The sequence below is a fragment of the Rhizobium sp. BK591 genome, from assembly GCF_014195045.1.
GTDB lineage: Bacteria > Pseudomonadota > Alphaproteobacteria > Rhizobiales > Rhizobiaceae > Rhizobium > Rhizobium anhuiense.
In genome coordinates this window covers 739,322-757,184 of sequence record NZ_JACIAZ010000001.1, presented here as the reverse complement: position 1 = coordinate 757,184, position 17,863 = coordinate 739,322, and the positions used below count along the sequence as shown (strand labels likewise).

17 protein-coding genes are annotated in these 17,863 nt (G+C 63.2%); 7 read left to right on the top strand and 10 right to left on the bottom strand.

Annotated features, from left to right (window positions below; all coding sequences use genetic code 11):
• Positions 1–1,746, bottom strand: a complete 1,746-nt coding sequence (locus FHX10_RS03600; protein ID WP_063475194.1) for a sensor histidine kinase — start codon at positions 1,744–1,746, stop codon at positions 1–3.
• Between the two features lie 87 nt (positions 1,747–1,833).
• Between FHX10_RS03600 and FHX10_RS03595 the strand changes: the two genes are divergently transcribed.
• A complete protein-coding gene (locus tag FHX10_RS03595; RefSeq protein ID WP_184389187.1) occupies positions 1,834–2,370 on the top strand; it encodes a GNAT family N-acetyltransferase in 537 nt (178 codons plus the stop codon).
• A gap of 104 nt (positions 2,371–2,474) precedes the next feature.
• On the opposite strand, the gene FHX10_RS03590 is transcribed toward FHX10_RS03595, so the two are convergent.
• The 3 genes from FHX10_RS03590 to FHX10_RS03580 all read right to left on the bottom strand — a co-directional run bounded on the left by FHX10_RS03590 (position 2,475) and on the right by FHX10_RS03580 (position 5,415).
• Positions 2,475–3,389 carry a phosphotriesterase gene (locus tag FHX10_RS03590; RefSeq protein WP_063475196.1) on the bottom strand — a complete coding sequence of 305 codons (915 nt, stop codon included), beginning with the start codon at positions 3,387–3,389 and terminating at the stop codon, positions 2,475–2,477.
• A gap of 127 nt (positions 3,390–3,516) precedes the next feature.
• The gene (locus FHX10_RS03585; RefSeq protein WP_028758212.1) at positions 3,517–4,149 is read right to left on the bottom strand and encodes a PQQ-binding-like beta-propeller repeat protein; all 633 of its coding nucleotides are present in this window, start codon (positions 4,147–4,149) and stop codon (positions 3,517–3,519) included.
• Positions 4,150–4,194: 45 nt separating this feature from the next.
• Positions 4,195–5,415: a helix-turn-helix domain-containing protein gene (locus FHX10_RS03580; protein ID WP_097622366.1), complete on the bottom strand. Its 1,221-nt coding sequence runs from the start codon at positions 5,413–5,415 to the stop codon at positions 4,195–4,197.
• 117 nt (positions 5,416–5,532) lie between these two features.
• On the opposite strand from FHX10_RS03580, the gene FHX10_RS03575 reads away from it, so the two are divergent.
• On the top strand, positions 5,533–6,330 hold the full coding sequence (locus FHX10_RS03575; protein ID WP_063473333.1) for a DUF899 domain-containing protein: 798 nt from the start codon (positions 5,533–5,535) through the stop codon (positions 6,328–6,330).
• A gap of 5 nt (positions 6,331–6,335) precedes the next feature.
• Entirely contained in the window at positions 6,336–6,677 is a 342-nt protein-coding gene (locus tag FHX10_RS03570) for a hypothetical protein (RefSeq protein WP_063473334.1), read from the top strand.
• A 168-nt stretch (positions 6,678–6,845) separates the two neighbouring features.
• On the opposite strand, the gene FHX10_RS03565 is transcribed toward FHX10_RS03570, so the two are convergent.
• From FHX10_RS03565 to FHX10_RS03555, 3 genes are all read right to left on the bottom strand, one after another.
• Positions 6,846–7,487: a metallophosphoesterase family protein gene (locus FHX10_RS03565; RefSeq protein WP_063473335.1), complete on the bottom strand. Its 642-nt coding sequence runs from the start codon at positions 7,485–7,487 to the stop codon at positions 6,846–6,848.
• A 133-nt stretch (positions 7,488–7,620) separates the two neighbouring features.
• On the bottom strand, positions 7,621–10,368 hold the full coding sequence (locus FHX10_RS03560; protein WP_246781213.1) for an EAL domain-containing protein: 2,748 nt from the start codon (positions 10,366–10,368) through the stop codon (positions 7,621–7,623).
• Between the two features lie 72 nt (positions 10,369–10,440).
• Complete coding sequence (locus FHX10_RS03555) at positions 10,441–11,310, bottom strand: FecR domain-containing protein (protein ID WP_245294513.1); 870 nt, start codon at positions 11,308–11,310, stop codon at positions 10,441–10,443.
• A gap of 134 nt (positions 11,311–11,444) precedes the next feature.
• On the opposite strand from FHX10_RS03555, the gene FHX10_RS03550 reads away from it, so the two are divergent.
• The gene (locus tag FHX10_RS03550; protein ID WP_245294514.1) at positions 11,445–11,594 is read left to right on the top strand and encodes a hypothetical protein; all 150 of its coding nucleotides are present in this window, start codon (positions 11,445–11,447) and stop codon (positions 11,592–11,594) included.
• A gap of 235 nt (positions 11,595–11,829) precedes the next feature.
• Positions 11,830–12,852, top strand: coding sequence for an LLM class flavin-dependent oxidoreductase (locus tag FHX10_RS03545; RefSeq protein ID WP_063473338.1), 1,023 nt, complete (start codon positions 11,830–11,832; stop codon positions 12,850–12,852).
• Between the two features lie 3 nt (positions 12,853–12,855).
• Here the strand turns inward: FHX10_RS03545 and FHX10_RS03540 are convergent, their stop codons facing one another.
• Positions 12,856–13,683: a helix-turn-helix transcriptional regulator gene (locus tag FHX10_RS03540; protein ID WP_047610678.1), complete on the bottom strand. Its 828-nt coding sequence runs from the start codon at positions 13,681–13,683 to the stop codon at positions 12,856–12,858.
• A 97-nt stretch (positions 13,684–13,780) separates the two neighbouring features.
• Here FHX10_RS03540 and FHX10_RS03535 point away from each other — a divergent pair, with 97 nt between their 5' ends.
• On the top strand, positions 13,781–14,704 hold the full coding sequence (locus FHX10_RS03535; RefSeq protein WP_063473339.1) for a phytanoyl-CoA dioxygenase family protein: 924 nt from the start codon (positions 13,781–13,783) through the stop codon (positions 14,702–14,704).
• A gap of 298 nt (positions 14,705–15,002) precedes the next feature.
• The gene (locus FHX10_RS03530) at positions 15,003–15,929 is read left to right on the top strand and encodes a LysR family transcriptional regulator (protein ID WP_063473340.1); all 927 of its coding nucleotides are present in this window, start codon (positions 15,003–15,005) and stop codon (positions 15,927–15,929) included.
• On the opposite strand, the gene FHX10_RS03525 is transcribed toward FHX10_RS03530, so the two are convergent.
• The gene (locus tag FHX10_RS03525; RefSeq protein ID WP_097594227.1) at positions 15,916–17,196 is read right to left on the bottom strand and encodes an MFS transporter; all 1,281 of its coding nucleotides are present in this window, start codon (positions 17,194–17,196) and stop codon (positions 15,916–15,918) included. The genes FHX10_RS03530 and FHX10_RS03525 overlap by 14 nt on opposite strands.
• Complete coding sequence (locus tag FHX10_RS03520; protein ID WP_184389090.1) at positions 17,193–17,837, bottom strand: winged helix-turn-helix domain-containing protein; 645 nt, start codon at positions 17,835–17,837, stop codon at positions 17,193–17,195. Before FHX10_RS03520 ends, FHX10_RS03525 begins: the two co-directional genes overlap by 4 nt.
• Positions 17,838–17,863 lie beyond the last annotated feature (26 nt).

Below are 17,863 nucleotides of genomic sequence, written 5' to 3'. Positions count from 1 at the left end.
TTAAGCTGCGACTTGTTGATCCGACAATAGGAACGCTATTGGCAGAAGAATGGTGAATGTTGTGCCCTTGCCGAGCTCGCTGCTTACCTCGACGGTGCCGCCATGCAGTTCGACGACCTGCTTGACGACGTTGAGGCCGATGCCGGTTCCGGCAATGCCCGTGGCGCTGCGGGCGCGGTAATAGGGCTGGAACAGCTTCGGCAGATCCTCCGCATCCATGCCGATGCCGCTGTCGGAGATGGCGATCTCCACCGTCTTCTCGTCAGCCCGGGCGCGGACATGAATGTCGGGCGCGTTGGGCGAATATTTGACGGCGTTCGAAATCAGGTTGGTGAAGACCTGTTCCATGGCGCTGCGGTCGAATGTCAATACATCGGGTATCGGCTGGAGATCGAGATGAAACACATGCGAGCGGCTGAGATGGCGCTGCCTGTCGCAGCAGGTGACGAGCAGGGCTTTCAGATCGCCTTCGCTGCGCTTCAGCGTGATCTGTCCGGTTTCGAGCCGGCCGCTGGCGAGAATGCTCTCCATCAGATCGACCATGCGCACCACCGCGCTGCGGATCACGCCTGCTTTTTCGTGAACGTAATCGCCACTGACGTTGGTCGTCGAGCGGCAGAGCCGCTGGGCAGCGGCGTCGATGATTGCGAGCGGTGTGCGAAACTCGTGCGAGGCCATGGCGACGAACTGGCGCTGGAGCGCATTCACCTGGCGTTCGTGCACCAGCAGGCGATCCAGTTCCTCTCTCTGCCTTTCGATCTCGGCCGTTCGATCGGCCACCATCTCTTCCAGATGGTTGCGGTGATGGGTGAGTTGCGCCTGGCTGTCCAGCAGGGTCAGCGAGGTGCGATGCAGACCTCGTCCCAGCCAGAACACGACGGTGATCAGCAGCGCCAGACAACCGAGCCCCGCCGGCGCGATCTGCTGAAGCAGCATGTATCCGGGCCGGATGGGAGGCCACACGAAATAGCCGATCGTGCCGCCGTCATGCGATGACACAGGCACTTGCGCCCGCTCGTCCTCACCTTTCGAAGACGCGAAATGCAATCCTTCGAGCAGCGCATGATGGGCGATGCTTTCGGCAGTTTTTCCATCGATGAACTTGACCGAGATGGCGATGAACTCCTGGCCCGCCTCGATCTGCATCCTGGTCGAACTCGGCAGAATGGGACGCGCGCTTGCTATCGCCGGCCTTTTGCCGATCATGATCGTCCGAACCGTGGCCAGTTGACCAATCGGTTCGGCGCCGGGCTCTGCAGCCCGCTCGACGAGAGCGGCACGCATCTCTCCGGCAAGAGCGGTCATTTCTTTGCCGTCGTCGTCATCGAGCCGCGGCGGCATCGCATCCGCGCCGTCACGGAACGCAAACATCAGGCGATTGGCATCGTCGAAGATATAGGTTCTGTCGTGCGCGAAATACTGGCTCGTCCACCGCCCGACATTGTCGAGCAGCCATTCATGGTTCCGCTGCTTGGCATAGAGGAAGGCATCGTCCCATTTGGTGACGCTTTCCTGCTCACGGGGAAGTGCTGCGATCTGCTCTTCCAGTCCCTGTCGGACGAAATCGGCCTGTCGGCGCAAATAGAGATCATCGACCTTGATTGCGGCGAGCCACGCAAAACCGCACAGCAACACGGCCGCAGCACAGGTGAGCGTTACCAGGACAAACGTAATGTGGGATGTGAGTCTGACCTTCAATACCTGCAACCTTTTGATGGCGACTGCCACCGAGAAATTGACACGCAAAGGTTGACGGACCGTGAATTATGCGCTCCCGTGCAGGTCCACAACTTGTCTCCTATAGGCATTTCACAATCTCCGAAGGAGAAGCGTATGGATGCTCCCGCATCGCCGGAAACGTCGGATATCAGGATCGAACCGATCGCTGCCGCCCACATCGATAGTTTTCATCACGCACTCGACCTGGTCGCGCGGGAGAAAAGATACCTGTCTATGCTGGAAGCGACTCCTCTGCCGCAGACGCGGGAGTTCGTGATCGGCATGATTGCAAAAGGCAATCCTCAATTCGTTGCCACCGCTCAAACCCAAGTCGTCGGTTGGTGCGACATCAGCCGTCATTTTTTCCCGTCGCATGCCCATCGTGGAAACCTGGGAATGGGTATCCTTCCTGCCTATCGGGGCAAGGGTCTGGGACGAAGGCTTATCGAGACGACATTGAGCGCCGCACAGAAAAGCGGTTTTGCCAGGGTTGAACTCGATGTTTACGAGGACAATGCCCGTGCGATCGCTCTCTACGAAAAGGTCGGATTTGCCCGCGAAGGCATCGTCCGACGGGCGGCACGCATCGACGGCCGGTTCATCGATGCGATCAGCATGGCGCTTTTGTTCGACGAGCGCGGCTTCTCATAGATCCTGGTATCGCGTCGATTTTTGAACGGGGCGAGTCCGGCTGATCATCATTTCGGCCTGAACTTGGAACAAATGCCCTTGCACGCAATGAGCCCAGCCATCCCCTATCGGGCGAAAGCCTCGAACGGATTGTCGTGAGTCAGGCGCATCAGCGTCCCGTCGTCTATGCCGCGCCGTTTCAACTCGGGCAGCAAGACCGTGGAAAGATGGGTGTACGGCTTGGGTGTCCCGCCCATCGGCAGTGCCGGATCGAACCAGCCCCGGTCATGGCTCAACAACAGGCGGTCGCCGCAGCCGGCCTCCAGCGCCTTGATGACCAGATCCGCCACCTCGTTATCTTCGGCCCGGCCGACATGGTCATACTCGATCCAGGCGCCTCGCTCGGCCACGGCGACGTTATAGGCGAAGTCCTTTTCTTCCTGCGTATGGATCGAGATGAATCTGTCGGCCCTGTAGCCCTCCGCCTCGATGACATCGAGTTGATCCATGACGACCCGTCCCCTGATCGTATGACTGCCGATGACGGCGTCTGTCTGCGCCGCGGCGCGCGCGGCCGCCCGCAGGATTTTTGTCTCGAGCGCCGTCATGCCGTCATCGCCGGCACTGAGCTTGATCCAGCCTGCCTGGAACCCGGTCTCGTCGATCTGCTCTGTCAGCTCGCGAAGCATCCATACCTCCAGTTCCTTCTCGGAAGCATGGCGGACCCATTCGGGAATCCAGGGTTCACGGTAATTGCCGGTGGGAACGACAATCGGAAAATCCGTCGCGAGCGACACGGCAAGATCGATATCCGCACGGCGTCCGACGCCGCCCGTCGAGCATTCGACCAGTGCCGTCACCCCGAGTTTCTTGATCCGTTCGATTTCGGGGGCCATCAGCCGAACGACGTCTTCAATGTCTGCTTCGGCATAACCGGGCTGGTCCGGCGTCCTGAGGTCGACGAAGACGTGCTCGTGCGGGAGGATCATCCCAAGTTCGGATTTGCTCTTAGGCCCAAGTGTCGTGCGCAGATATTTCAAAGTCTCTCCCCGCGGTCATGCCGCTTGCGTCGAGCCCTCGACCGCCCCCGAAGCTTCGACACTGCCGCGAAAGTAGATCGTCCCATGACGAAATCAATCGCTCACTCGACCGAAATTCTTCCGGGCTTCACGCCGGCCGGCGCACCGCGCGGATCTTGCCACTGCCGCCTCCGCCACAGAAGAAGCGGTCGGCACCGTCGGATTCGAGGCCGGAGACGCCGGTGCCTTCGGGCATGTCGAGCCGTTCCAGCACCTCTCCCGTTTCCGGGTCGATGCGCCTGACGTCGCTGTCGTCGCCCTCCCAGGTGCCGTGCCAGAGCTGGCCGTCGACCCAGGTGACGCCTGTCACGACGCGGTTGGATTCGATGGTGCGGAGGATCTTGCCGGTCTCGGGATCGATCTGGTGGATCCTGCGGCCGCGATGCTGGCCGACCCAGAGCGTGCCCTCGGCCCAGGCAAGGCCGGAATCGCCGCCATTGCCAGGCGCCGGGATGGTGGCGAGGATACGGCCAGTCTTCGGCTCGATCTTGTGAATGACATCCTCGGCGATCTGATAGAGGAACTCGCCGTCGAAGGCCGTCCCGGCATGGGATGCAACCTCGATCGAGCGCACCACCTCGCCGCTTTCGGGATCGAGCGCGTTCAGGCGGTCGCCCGAGGCAAACCAGACGTGCTCGCCGTCGAAGGTGACGCCATTGACGCGCTCAGCGCCGGGAAAAGGTCCATATTCACGCAGGATATTCGCAGCCGATTTCTTCATCTCTTCCATCCCTATGGTTCGGGCATCACAATCAGTCAGCCCACACTAATCGCTGGGCAGCGGTCCGGGGAGTAACAAGATCGTCGGGAAACCCGGCAGCGGCGGGCTCATCCAGCGCCGCGCCCGCCCGCGCCCCAGCGATTGCACCTTGCCTTCGCCCGCAAGGGAATCCAGCGCCCGCTGCACGGTGCGGGGGCTGGCGGCGAGCGCGATCGCCAAGGCCGAGCTCGACCACGCCTCGCCATCGGAGAGGAATGCGAGCACTGCCCCATGCTGACCTTCGACGAGCGGCGCCAGCACCGCGATATCCCGGGCGCCACGCGGCGAAAGCGCAAAGCCGCGCTTCGTCGCTGACACCTCCGCCAGTCCTCGCAGTTCGGCCCGCAGCCGGCCAATCTCGACCCGCAGCCTGGCGCGATGCGATTCATCGGCGTGTTTGCCGCGGAAGGCGCGCGCGATGAGCGCTCCCCGTGTCACATCGCCCGGCCAGGCTTCGGCCAGCGTACGGGCAAGCGCAAACAGCACCGGCCGCGTCGCCAGCGAGACGGCGGCGCCCGCATTCCACACCACATGGCGGCAGGCATCGACGACGAGCGTGCCCGAACCGAGCAGCGCTTCCACCTCGCCGAGCAGCAGCAAGCGCTCCTGGCCGCGCGACATCAGCCGCGCCGCTGGCGTGTCGAGCACGAGGGCCGCAGTTTCGACCTCCGCCGTCAAAGCCTGAATATCGGCCGCGCGCGCCGCAACCCTTGCCCGGGCGAGCGCCGCACGCGCCGCCTGCGTCTGCAGGCGCCGGACGGCGATGCCGGCGGCCACCAGCTCGTGGGCAGTCCGCAGAGCCGGCGGCAGCGGCGTCGGATCGAGTGCTGCAAGCGCGCGTTCGGCCTCGTCGAGACGCCCGATCAACACCAGCCTGCGAATGGCGACATTGCCCGCATGCGCGGCATTGACCCTGTCGCCATGCGCTTCCAGCACTTTGCGCGCCGCTTCCAGCGCCTTCGGCGGCCAGAGAAGATCACGCGAGACGAGCGCGATCTCGGCCTCGGCAACCACGCAACGCGCCCGCGCCACCGCCTCGCGCGGGCCGAAGGCGCGCGCAGCACTCTTCAGCAGCGCCTTGGCGCGGACGAGATCGCCGAGCTGCGCCATCGCGATGCCGCGCAACGCCAGCGCCGGCGCGTCGTCACGCAGCGCCACCCGCTTCAGTGCGCCGAGCGCATCGCCCGATGCCAGCGCCTGCGCCGCGGCTGTGATCAGCGAGTCCATTCAAATCCCGTCACACTTGTCACTCCCGCCTCCTTCCGCCCGGCCGTAATCTGCTCTGGACCCGGCAACCAATCCGCGCCGGATGCTACGACGACAGACAGGCAAAGGAGAAGACCCATGACGACAGAGCTGAACGCAACACGGCAGCAATGGCTGGCGGCAAGGCTCGACCTGCTCGAAGAGGAAAAGGCGCTGACCCGGCAAAGCGACGCGCTGGCGCTCAAGCGCCAGCAATTGCCGCGTGTGAGAATCGATAAGGAATACCGCTTCGATACGGACGACGGCAACGTCTCACTGAAGGACCTCTTCGGCGGCCGCTCGCAGCTTCTCGTCTATCACTTCATGTTCGGGCCCGATTATAGCGCGGGATGCCCCTCCTGCTCCTCGATCGCCGACGGTTTCAACGGCTTCTTCGTCCACCTCGAAAACCACGACCTCGCCTTCTGGGCGGTTTCGCGTGCGCGACTGCCCAAACTTCAGGCCTTCAAGCAACGCATGGACTGGAGTTTTCCCTGGGCCTCCTCCTTCGGCAGCGATTTCAACGGCGATTTCAGCGTCTGGTTCTCTGCCGAGCAGCAGCACCAGGGCGGCATAGAATACAACTACCGCCGCGAGTTCCCCGCTCCCGAACCGCTCGCCGGCAAGACCGTGCAAGAATGGCAGTCGCCCGGCAGCGAGGGCCCGGTCGCGCAGATTGCCGCCATGACCGGCACCGATGTCGCGACCTACACCCGCGACCGGCCGGGTGTCAGCGCCTTCGAACTCATCGATGGCACGGTCTACCACAGCTATTCCAGCTATGCCCGCGGGCTGGATGGGCTCTGGGGCATGTACCAATGGCTCGACCGCGCGCCCAAGGGCCGCAACGAAACCGGCATCTGGTGGCGCCATCACGACCGCTACGGCAAGGAGTGACTGCGATGCTGCTTTCCACCCCCACCCCGGAGAGAGGCGACGGCAACGCCGAATGGCTCTCGCTGGCCGCCGCCGCAGTCGGATCAACTGATAAGCCGAGCAGCAGTGTGGCTAGCGCCGGCGGCCGGCTCGCCGCCCACGCCGCCGACTGGCTGGCATTCGCCGCCGCCCCAACATTCGCGATCATGGCGCTGCTGACGGCAGCAACCGGCAGCACCGACATGATGTGTATGACAACGCCTGATGCCTTCCCGATCGGGGGAATGGTGCCGATGTACCTGCTGATGGGCGGTTTCCATCTAGCGCCCTGGCTGCGGCTCTTCGCCGGCCGGCAGGGCCGGAAGTGAGGATTCTGCCGCACCCCATCTCTCTTCTCGCCGCTGGGAAAAGAGAGATGGGGTAGCGCCCTCGTCAAACTTCTGCTGACGGAGCGCGGCGGAGCGAAAGGCTTCCTCGCTCCGCGCGGCTCCCATTCCGCCGTCTCCAGCTTTACACCCTTACCGACGCGCCCAAGTTCATGCCCTCACCTCGATAAAGTCGATCGGCCCGCCGGCAACCTCGTCGTCGAAGACCGCGCAGGAAAGCTTGCCGCCGAAGACACAGCCGCTGTCGATGTTGGTGCGGTTTCCTGTCGTCACCGGGTTGGACAGTGACGGCGTATGGCCGTGGACCAGGTGCTTGCCCCAATAGTCGCTGGATTCACCGGGAGGGAACCGCAACCACAGAAGATCGTCCTCGCTCTGCCGTTCCAGCGGAAACGCCGGATCGACGCCGGCATGGACGAAGATGCGATGCCGGTCGACATGCATGAGCGGACGATCAGCCGCCCATTGCAGATGCTGGGGCGGAACTCTGCCGCCATAGGATATTTCGGTCTCGAGCCCGCCATTGCCGAGCCATACGGCTCGGCTGCCGCTGTCGGCATAGGCAGCGACCATCATGTCCTCATGATTGCCTTTCAGGCATATCCATCGCCATGGGTCGGCCGTGCCGGCAATGATGCGGTCGAGGACGTTTTTGCTGTCAAACCCGCGATCGATATAGTCGCCAAGGAAGACGACTGTCCCTTCAGGCGCATAGGTTTCGACCCGATCGATCATCCTGTTCAGCGGATCGATGCAGCCATGGATATCGCCTATGGCGAATGTGTAGCGCATGTCGCATTCTTAACGCCTGTCGAGAGCCAGGTGAAGTCCGCACCACCGATGCCGACAGAAAATCCGACTCCCTCTCAGCCGCTTACCGCAATTCCTTCTGCTTCCGCTTGAAGAAAGCGGCCGGCGAGATCGGTCATGCAGCACGCGTCCAGCCCGGCTGGCGCGAAAGCGTCATCAGAGCGGCGGACGATTGCGGCTTACCGAAGAAGTAGCCCTGGCCCTCCTCACAGCCCATCTGCGCCAGCATCTGCCATTCCGTCTCGGTCTCTATCCCCTCTGCCACGACCTTGAGCCCCAGCCCGTGGGCAAGCGAGCCGACCGTCGCGACGATCGCCAGGATCTTGGGATCGTCCGCGATCTTCCTGACGAAGGACTGGTCGATCTTGAGCTTGTCGAGGGGAAAGCCGGCCATATAGCTCAGCGACGAATAGCCGGTTCCGAAATCGTCGAGCGCGACGGCAATGCCGAGCGCTCTGAGCTCCGAGATGACCGACATGATCTGCTCGCTGCCGTCGACAAAGGCGGATTCGGTAATTTCGAGATGCAGGCGCGAGGCCGCCAGGCCGCTTGTCGCCAATGGAGCCTTGACCTCTGCAACCAGCTCCGGCCGGGAAAACTGGATCGGCGATACGTTGACGGCGAGATTGAGTCGATCCGGCCATTCGGTCGCCGCCCGGCATGCTTCGGCAAGCGCCCAGCAGCCGAGATCGCAGATGAAACCGCTGGCTTCGGCGACCGGAATGAAATCTGCCGGCGAAACCAGCCCGAACTCCGGATGCTTCCACCGCAAAAGGGCCTCAGCACCGACCAGTTTGCCCGTCTTGAGGTCCACCTGCGGCTGATACAACAGGAAGAATTCGCGACGATCGAGAGCAGCGCGCATCTGCCGCTCGAGCAATCGCGATTGATGCTGCCGCAGGGCGGTCACCGGATCATGAGCGCGCCATCCGCTGCCAGCCACCCGCTTGGCGTCGTCGAGCGCAATCTCGGCATTCTGAATCCAAATGTCGGCGTCACCGTTGCGCGCCTCGCTGGTGCAGATCCCGAGCCGGGCGGCGACATGGATCATCGAACCGCCAAGCGCGAACGGCTCTCTGAAAAGATCAAGGATGAGCTGCGCGCACCGCTCCTGACCGCACTCCTCGGACGCCGGGATGACGGCCGTGAAGACATCGCCCCCCAACCGCCCGACGAGGCTGATTGCACCCTCCGCCTCCATCCGCACGGCGACGGCCCTCAAAAGCTCATCCCCGACATCCCGTCCCATCGCCGTATTCAGGACGGAGAAACGGTGTAGCCCCAGCGCGATCACATGGCATTCACCCTCGAGCCGATCGAGGCGACGGCGGAATTCGCGCCTGTTCATCAGACCGGTCAACTCGTCGAATTCGGACAGGCGCTGAAGTTTGTCTTCGTACCGCCGGCGGGCCGTCATGTCCCTGACGATCAGGCTGCCGATGAAGGATTTCGCGGCGACGATGCCGGATTCGCCAGGCCGTTCGACAGGCGAAATGGTGATCGCTGCCTCGAGATGCTTTGTCCCTCTCTCGGTTTGAAGCGAAAAACGCGCGTTGCAGGCGTGGATCGTGCCCGGCTGCGCCATATAATCCGAAGCAAGCTTGATGATGCGATGAACGAGAGGGGGCGGGATCATCGCATCAAGCGTTCTGCGCCTGTCCGCCTGTGGCTCCAAAGCCAGCATCGCCGCAGCCGAGGCGCTTTCGTTCAGAATGCGGAACTGATCGTCGAAGGCGATGACGGCGTCGGCGCTGTCAGCCACGATCCTCTCGAGCAGCCGGCGCGTGTTGCGCTGCTCGGCCTTGGCAAGCTCGACCAGAAACCGGCCGAAATCGACCTTCTCGTTCAACAACAGCACGAGACCGGCAAGAAGAATGATCCACGGCCGCACCGTGTGAAGGATGAGAGCGTGATCCTTCTGGAGAAAGAAGGCCGTCACTTCACCGGCGGCGGCAATGGCAAGAGCAAACGCGACGGCATGGGCTGCGGACCGGCTGCGCATGCCAAGGGCGAGCGCAATAATGGCTGCGGCAAAGAGAAGCTCCAGCGGCATCTGGTCGATGTCCTCGAGCAGCCGCTTCTGCAGGATCGTTTCGGAAGCGAGAATATGCAGCATTGCGCCGGGCAGTGCGCCATAGACCGGGACGGGGAAGATATCCTTCAGCTCGGTCGCATAGGCGCCGACAACCACCGAACGCCCTTCCAGATCGGGCCTGCCGACCTTCCCGGCAAGAACATCCGACAGCGAGAATGTCGGGACGCTCGCCGGGGCGATCGAATAGTCGATCGGATAGGAGCCTGCCGCCCTGTCGAATTTCGCCAGCACTGCGGCAACGCTTTGCGTCGGCTGATTGTCGAGAGTATCGCCAAGTGCGAACCGCCTGACCGTGCCGTCGCCGTCGAGGCCGACATTGGCGAGGGAAAGCCAGGCATTGTCGGCGAGATCCGGAATCGGCCGCGTCACCACCGTCTGCGATCCGGCCTCGGCGCCGAGATATTGCTTGAAGACCGGCAGGATCACGCCGCCTCCGGCTTCAGTCAGAGCCTTGGCCAGCCGGTCATCCTCGGCAGAGTTCGACGGCGTGCTGAAATCGACGTCGATAAAGATGTCGCCTGCGCCTACCGCAATCAGCTTGTCAATGAGCTCGGCATAGAGGCTGCGGGGCCACGGCCAGGTGCCGACCGCATCGATGCTGCGCTTATCGATCGCGACATAAACAATATTTCCGGACGCCGCCCGTGGTGCCGCGCTGAAGCGCCAGCTCACCAGGGCATTGTCGAGATAATTCACAAAGGGCAGGACTTGCCCCGAGAGCGGCAGGCCGATCATCATCAGGATGAATAACAGCCTGACTGGGCGCAAGCGCGACAGCCGAAAGCCACGACCGCCCTTCATCAACGATGGAAACCTCTCACACCGGCCGACGGGGAAACTTCAGTCGTCATCGTTTCCCTTGCCTTTGTTCTTGTCCTTTTTGTCGCTTTTGTCTTTCTTATCTTTCTTGTCCTTATCCTTGCCGCTCCCGATTCCATTGTTGTCGCCGTTGTCGCTGTCATTCCCGACAGCGTTTCCTTGGCCGTCATCGTTGCCGGCTGCATTCTCATTGCCATTGCTGGAGCCATTATCGGCGCCGTAGCGATTGCCATTGCGGCCTTCATTGCCGAAGGAGTGGGAAGCGCTATCTCGGTCGCCAGAGCCGGCGCTATTGGAAACGGATGAAGATGCGCCAGATGCCTTCGAACTCTCTGTCTCCGCCTGCCCGTTGAGGGTCGTCGCGCCGACGGCAGGCACTCGCGCCACCGACGGGGAGACCGCGGTCACCACAGGCGTCGAAACGTCGCCGGAAACCGTCATCCCTTTCACACCGTCGACGGATGCGCCCTGCCCCGGCCCGACATTCGCCCTTTGACCGCTCGCAAACGATGTCACCTGCACCAGGCCGCGGTTGACCGTAACCTCAGCCGCGGATTTCGAGACGGAAACGCGGAAATTCGTCCCCTTCACAACGGCCGCCAGGAAAGGCGTCTGGACTGTTGTATGCGGCTTGCTGCGTTTCTCGATCTCCAGATCGAGCACACCCGCCTGCTCGACGACCTCCGTCTTCCTCTCGCCAAAGCCCGATGTGAAGATGCCGGCGACGGTGTTGGGTTGAAACGAAATGCTTTCGACGCCGCGCACCAGCTGAACGCGTCCCCTCGGCCCGGTCGCGATCCAGGCGGTGTTGGGGATGATGTCTCCCGCTCGAACCGCTACCCAGTTCCGCTTGTCGACGGTGAAATTCACCTGCTGGCTGGCCTTGGCCACTTGCCAGTCACCCTCAGCGGCATTCGCGGACACTATCGAAAAAAAGAAAAGCACCAGAAAAAACGAAAAAGCGCGAAACATATAATCTCCCAAATACCAACTGATAAAACCACTATCTCCTTAATTTCATTTGAATGATTCCAGAAAAACTCTCGCGAATCCGGCGATTCCCGACCTTTGCCGGCGAAGTGCGGGCGCTCTATCAAGACGATGCCAGCCTGCGCGTGCCATCGCAGGTGTTCAACGCCGTGCACACGCAGCTGGAGGATGTCGGCGCGGTGTGAAAGCCTGTGGAGATTCAATGGAAATTTTAGCACACGAGCATCTCCTCTCCCCCATTCCTGTGCTCGCCACAGGAATGACGGAGGAAAGGGCACGCGACACTCTCCAGAGATAGCGGAAGATAGCGCGTCAAATGCCGGATAAGTGATACGCCACATCCCCCCGCTTCCGATTGTCTTCCGGCCCGAAACTATGCCATGACCCATCCACCATGAGATGCAACGGAAAAGGCGCGGCATGAAGAAGATCGGTTTCCTCTCGTTCGGGCACTGGACGCCCTCGCCCCAATCGCAGACGCGCTCGGCAGGCGACGCGCTGCTGCAGTCGATCGATCTTGCCGTAGCGGCCGAAGAGCTCGGGGCGGACGGGGCGTATTTTCGCGTGCATCATTTCGCCCGCCAGCTGGCCGCGCCCTTCCCGCTGCTATCGGCCGTCGGCGCCAGAACCAACCGGATCGAGATTGGCACCGCCGTCATCGACATGCGCTACGAGAACCCGCTCTATATGGCCGAAGATGCCGGTGCGGCCGACCTCATTGCCGGCGGCCGTCTGCAGCTCGGCATCAGCCGCGGTTCGCCCGAGCAGGTGATCGATGGCTGGCGCCATTTCGGCTATGCCCCGCCGGAAGGCCAGAGCGAGGCCGACATGGCCCGGCACCATGCCGAAGTCTTCCTCGAAGTGCTGCGCGGCGAAGGTTTTGCCAAACCGAATCCGCGGCCGATGTTTCCGAACCCGCCCGGCCAGCTGCGCCTCGAGCCGCATTCCGAGGGCCTGCGCGAACGCATCTGGTGGGGCGCGAGTTCCAACGCCACTGCCGTCTGGGCAGCCAAGCTCGGCATGAACCTGCAGAGCTCGACGCTGAAGGACGACGAAACGGGAGAGCCGTTCCACGTCCAGCAGGCCGACCAGATCCGCGCCTATCGCGCGGCCTGGAAAGAAGCCGGCCACACACGCCAGCCGCGCGTCTCGGTCAGCCGCAGCATCTTCGCGCTGGTCGATGACCGCGACCGCGCCTATTTCGGCTACGGCAACGACGAGGGTGACAAGATCGGCTTCATCGACGAGAAGACCCGGGCGATCTTCGGCCGCAGCTATGCTGCCGAGCCTGACGCCCTGATCAAGCAGCTCGCCGAGGACGAGGCAATCGCCGAAGCCGACACGCTGCTGCTGACCGTCCCCAACCAGCTCGGCGTCGCCTACAACACCCATGTCATCGAAGCGATCCTCACCCATGTTGCCCCGGCGCTCGGCTGGCGCTGACGTTCAAACCCGCCTGTATCTCGTGCGGAATTCACGAGGACTGCAGCCCTCGCGTTCGTGAAAGACACGCGAAAAATAAAACGGGTCATCCAGGCCGATCATGGCAGCAACCGTTTCGATCTTCTCGTCGGTAGTTGCCAGTAGCTGTTTGGCGTGATCCATGCGCGCCCGAAGCTGAAATGCCTTGGGAGGCAGCCCCGTCTCGAGCGTGAACCGCCGGCGCAGGGTGGCCGGCGAGATGCCGTGCTCGGCGGCGAAGGCAGCGAGATCCAACGGCTGCATCGCTCGCTGCCGCAGCGTTTCCACGATTGCGGCCATGTCGGGCCTTTCCTGTCGTCGATCGCCCGCGACACTTGCCGCCTGTCTGGCGGCTGAGATGACGATGCGATGCAGCATCACTGCCGCCGACGCCTGTCCGAGGTTGGTATCGTCAAGCAGATCGGTATGAAGCTTGGCGAAGAGCCGCGCGACGTCATCGAGATGATGCAAGGCGACGACCGGGTGCCGCTCGGCGATGAGCCTCAGCCGCACGAAGTCCCGCGTGAAGGACCCTTCGAAAAGCGCCCAGCGCTCGTCCCAGCCTGCTTCATCGGGGCCATAGGAATGGGCGCGGTTGGGAAACAGCCAGAAGAGGGCCGGTCCCGCCAAGCTCAAGCGGCCGCTGGCGGCGGTTTCCAGCCAGCCCTGCCCGCGCTCCACCAGCACGACGGCGAAACTCGGCAGTTTCCGATCCCTCACCGCATGATGGGCATGCTGCCGGCCACTGCCGGTGACCGCAAGTCCGCCGGCCGCGCCGAGCGGTGACCGATAGATGGCCTCGACGTCTTTCATGGTGAGCGAAAAGTCCAGCTATGATTTTCCTCTATGTCGGTTGTCCCAACAGATCAGCTAACGAATGGCGAGCCAACTCAAGCGATGGAAGGCTGAAATGTCAATTACCGCCAAAACGATGCAAGCCCGAAAGCCGGAATTTCCCCTTGCCGCCCACGGCAAGACCTTGCCTGCGGAGCGGACGGGCTGGCTCGCGCCGACCGATCCCGCCATCGGCGTCGACGCCATCCGCCGCCGCTACCAGGACGATGGTTATGTCTGGCTGAAACGCCTTCTGCCGCGGACCGATGTTCTCGATTTTCGCCGCTGGGTCTTCGAACGCCTTGCCGAAACCGGGCTGGTCGAGCCCGGCAGCGATTTTTCGCTGGGCATCGCGTCTGCCGCCGGCTTCGACAGGAGCCTGGCGGACCGGCGCTTGATGTCGCTGGTCCGCTCTGCCGCCTATGAAGGCTTCTGCGCGCAGCCGCCGCTTGCCCGTTTCATGGACGATTTCCTGCAGGGCATCTCTTATCTGCACAAGCGCAAGATCATGCGTTTCGTTCAGCCGGGATCGCCAACGGCCACACCGGCTCACTATGATCTCGTCTATCTCCGCGGCGGCACCAGACGCCTGGTGACGGCCTGGATTCCGATCGGCGATATCCCCGCCGAGATGGGGGGGCTGGTCTACCTCGAGCGCTCGCACGCGGTTGGTGTCAGGATGGAGGCCGAGTTCCAGGCCGCAAGCGGCGATCTTTCTCCGGAAGAGCGGATCAGCGCCTATAACCGCCACATGGCCGAAGGCGGCTGGGTCTCGAAGGATCTCCCTGATATGGCGGAGCGCTTCGATACTCGCTGGCTCGCCGCCGATTATGAGGCCGGTGATGTGGTGCTCCACTCGCCCTACATGATCCATGCCTCGACCACCAACCAGGACTGCAGCCGACGGCTGCGCCTCTCCACCGACATAAGATATCAGAATGTCGACGACGAGATCGACGTCCGATGGAACAACCATTGGAGTCTCGGCGACATGCTGTAGCGCGGTTCGACGGCCTCATTGGGCACAGCCCCGGCTCTGCCGGCGCATCATCCGGTATAGGCGACGGCGCTGCTGCGGAAAGGCGAGGCCAAAAACGCCCGTCAGCGTGGTCGCGGCGGCCGTTGTTGACCGGCAATCCGGTGTGATGGCCGCTATGGCAGGTTGATTGACGAACGGACGTCGACACAGAAGCGAAGCGCCCGGACCTTACTGCCGCGTCGGACGTTGATGCTGCGAACCTTGAATCTGTCGCATGACTGACCGAGGTATGCTGTAGCCGAACCGCTCGAGTGCCCTGATGCCACGTACGAACCTGAACGATATCCTGATCTTCATGGCAGTCGTCGATGCCGGAAGCTTTATCGCCGGCGGCCAGGCCATGGGCCTCTCCCGTTCGGCGGCAGGAAAGGCCGTCATCCGCCTGGAAGACCGGCTTGGCGCGCGCCTGCTCAACCGTACGACGAGAACGCTGGGCCTGACCGATGAAGGCCGGATGTTTTACCAGCGCGGGCTGCAGATCCTCGCATCGGTCGACGAGGCGGAGGCGAGCGTGGCGGGGCAGAGCGGCACGCCGCAAGGCGTTCTCAGGCTCACCGTTCCCGATACCCTGGGGCGGCTCGTCGTGCTGCCCCTGCTTGAAAAATATCTTCGGGCCTGGCCCGACATCCAGGTCGAAGTGAGCTTCACCGATCGCCCGGCCGACATCGTCGAAGAAGGCTCCGATCTGGCGATCCGGATCGACGCGACGGCGTCGGATACCCGCCTGGTCTCGCGTGTGATCGCCACCTATAAGGCGCGGCTCTGCGCGTCGCCATCCTACCTGACTGAGCGCGGGGAACCGCGCAATATCGACGACCTCGCGGCCCACGATTGCCTGATCTTCGCCAGCCGCCATCAAAGGCAGGGCTGGCGCTTTCGCGGCGAAGGCGGCTCCTGGGTCAAGGCGCAGGGCCGCAGTCGCCTGAGGCTCGACAGCGGAGAGGCGATCCGCGACGCCGCGCTCGCGGGGCTGGGCATCGCGCTGCTTCCCGATTTTCTCGTCGCCGACGATCTTACCGCCGGTCGCCTCCGGCAGATCCTGCCCGACCTCGAAACCGACGACGCAAAAATCGTTACGCTCTATCCCGACAAACGCCTGCTGGAACCGCGTGTCCGCCGCTTCATCGATCTGATGGTCGAGGAGCTTGGGGGCCAGGTACGCGACCATGACGCTAGCTCTCGGTGAGAGGCTTGTCGAAGCCGCGGAAACTTTTCAGCGCCAGAGGAAAGAGGGTTGCGGCGAGATAGGCGAACCCGGTGAGCGAGAGCGCTGCGGCAAGGCCGATCATGCTGATCAGGGCGCCGCCGAAGAGGCCGCCGAACGGGATGAGGGCAAAGCAAAGGGCGGCGTTCATTGCGGTGACGCGGCCGATCAGCGGCTTGGGGATGCGCTCGAAGATCACCGCCGACAGGATCGGATTGAGGAAGCCCGAGGCAAATCCAGCGATTGCCAAAGTGAGAAAAATAATGGGGAGCGGCGCGTCCAGCGCAAGAACGAGAAAACGCGGAAATCCGGTCAGCAGGAAGGCCACCGTATAGATCATCAGGCGCGGCATCCGCTCGCCGATCGCAGCGGCAATCGCCGCGCCGGCGATCGAAGCGCCGGTGAAGGCCGCAAACATCGCCCCCAGCAATTCCGGGCCATGGCCCGAACTCTGCGTCCAGACGGGCAGCAGCACCGCCCCATAGGCCTGGTCCAGCAGATTGGTGGTCGCCACCATGATGACGATGCTGACGAGCACCGCATCGCCGCGCAGAAAGCACCAGCCTTCCCTGAGATCGCCGAGATAGGAGGACATTCCGCCCGGCCGAGCCTCGGGCGCGCCGCGCGGCGCGGGCATGCATTGCAGCCCGGGCATGCATTGCAGCCTGGGCATGCTTTTCAGCCCGGGGATGCCTACCCCCACAATCAGCGCGGCGGCGGCGAAGGTGACGGCATTGACGACCAGCGCCTGGCCCGGGCCGATCAGGCTGATCACCGCACCGGCACCGGCCGCACCCACTGTCGAGGCCAGCCGCTCGATGGCGCCAACGACACCGGTCACCCGCTCAAGCGGCACGGCCGCCAATTCGGCGATATCGGGCACCATCGCCTGCTTGGCGGCATCGGACGGACCGCGTAGCACACCCATGGCAAAAACGATCGGTAGCAGTACCGGCATACCAAGCAGCCCGAGCCGGTCGAGCAGCGGCACCAGCATCACCACGGCCACCGAGGCGGCGTCGCAGACGACAGCGATGCGCTTCGCGCCGACGCGGTCGATCAGCGGCCCACTGAGCGCCTTGGCAGCGACATAGGGCAGCATTTCCATCATCGCCGTCAGCCCCGTTAGAATCGGGTTGCCCGTAGCGACCAGCACCAGCCAGGGAATGGCGATGGTCGACAGCCGTGTGCCGGACAGCGAAAGCGTCTCGGCGGCGGCAAGCGCCAGGAAAGGCCCACCCCTTCTCATGACCCGCCATCCTCCTCGCTATGCGGGAGCCGGCCCGGATAGGGAAAGGCGTGTAGCATGATCGAGAAAGGCACCATGCCCGGAGCGGTCGCCTCGCCCAAAGGCGGAGCCACCCGCATTGCTTCGAGGATGATGTCGGTCAGCTGCCTGGTCAGGACCTCGGCCTGTTCCGCCGTCATCGGGATGATGACGTCGTTGGCAGCGCTCGCCTTGCGCCATTCCGCCGGCAGTTCGGCATACTCCTCCAGCGCCTGCTGCATCTGGCCGACCTGCAGGGAGAGTACCGCCTGGTTGAAGGTGAGGTCGAGGTCAAGCGCTTCGCCCTCGGCCTCGCTTGCCGGCACCGAGGTGAGTTCGTGGCTGGCGCGCCACCAGCGGTCGCGCCGCGAAGCATGCGGCGCTTCCTCGATGAAGCCGTATTGGGCGAGCTGGCGCAGGTGATAGCTGGTCGCGCCGCTGTTCAGCCCAAGCCGCGCTGCAAGCTGTGTCGCCGTGGCAGGCCCGTCGATCCGCAGCATGCCGAGCATGCGCAGCCGAACCGGATGCGCCAGCGCCTTCAAGGCGGTCGGATCCGGCACGACGCGACTGACGGTGCGCGGTGCGGTGACGGATTGAACAGGCTGTGGGCGCGGTTTTTTCATGCGCGAAGCCTACTATTGCAAAGACA

Bases quoted from the DNA above. Each gene is read 5' to 3' on its own strand.
- FHX10_RS03520 (WP_184389090.1), bottom strand. From the start codon at position 17,837: ATGAAAAAACCGCGCCCACAGCCTGTTCAATCCGTCACCGCACCGCGC.
- FHX10_RS03535 (WP_063473339.1), top strand. From the start codon at position 13,781: ATGTCAATTACCGCCAAAACGATGCAAGCCCGAAAGCCGGAATTTCCC.
- FHX10_RS03550 (WP_245294514.1), top strand. From the start codon at position 11,445: ATGATTCCAGAAAAACTCTCGCGAATCCGGCGATTCCCGACCTTTGCC.
- FHX10_RS03565 (WP_063473335.1), bottom strand. From the start codon at position 7,487: ATGCGCTACACATTCGCCATAGGCGATATCCATGGCTGCATCGATCCG.
- FHX10_RS03530 (WP_063473340.1), top strand. From the start codon at position 15,003: ATGCCACGTACGAACCTGAACGATATCCTGATCTTCATGGCAGTCGTC.
- FHX10_RS03545 (WP_063473338.1), top strand. From the start codon at position 11,830: ATGAAGAAGATCGGTTTCCTCTCGTTCGGGCACTGGACGCCCTCGCCC.
- FHX10_RS03570 (WP_063473334.1), top strand. From the start codon at position 6,336: ATGCTGCTTTCCACCCCCACCCCGGAGAGAGGCGACGGCAACGCCGAA.
- FHX10_RS03595 (WP_184389187.1), top strand. From the start codon at position 1,834: ATGGATGCTCCCGCATCGCCGGAAACGTCGGATATCAGGATCGAACCG.
- FHX10_RS03580 (WP_097622366.1), bottom strand. From the start codon at position 5,415: ATGGACTCGCTGATCACAGCCGCGGCGCAGGCGCTGGCATCGGGCGAT.
- FHX10_RS03575 (WP_063473333.1), top strand. From the start codon at position 5,533: ATGACGACAGAGCTGAACGCAACACGGCAGCAATGGCTGGCGGCAAGG.
- FHX10_RS03585 (WP_028758212.1), bottom strand. From the start codon at position 4,149: ATGAAGAAATCGGCTGCGAATATCCTGCGTGAATATGGACCTTTTCCC.
- FHX10_RS03525 (WP_097594227.1), bottom strand. From the start codon at position 17,196: ATGAGAAGGGGTGGGCCTTTCCTGGCGCTTGCCGCCGCCGAGACGCTT.
- FHX10_RS03540 (WP_047610678.1), bottom strand. From the start codon at position 13,683: ATGAAAGACGTCGAGGCCATCTATCGGTCACCGCTCGGCGCGGCCGGC.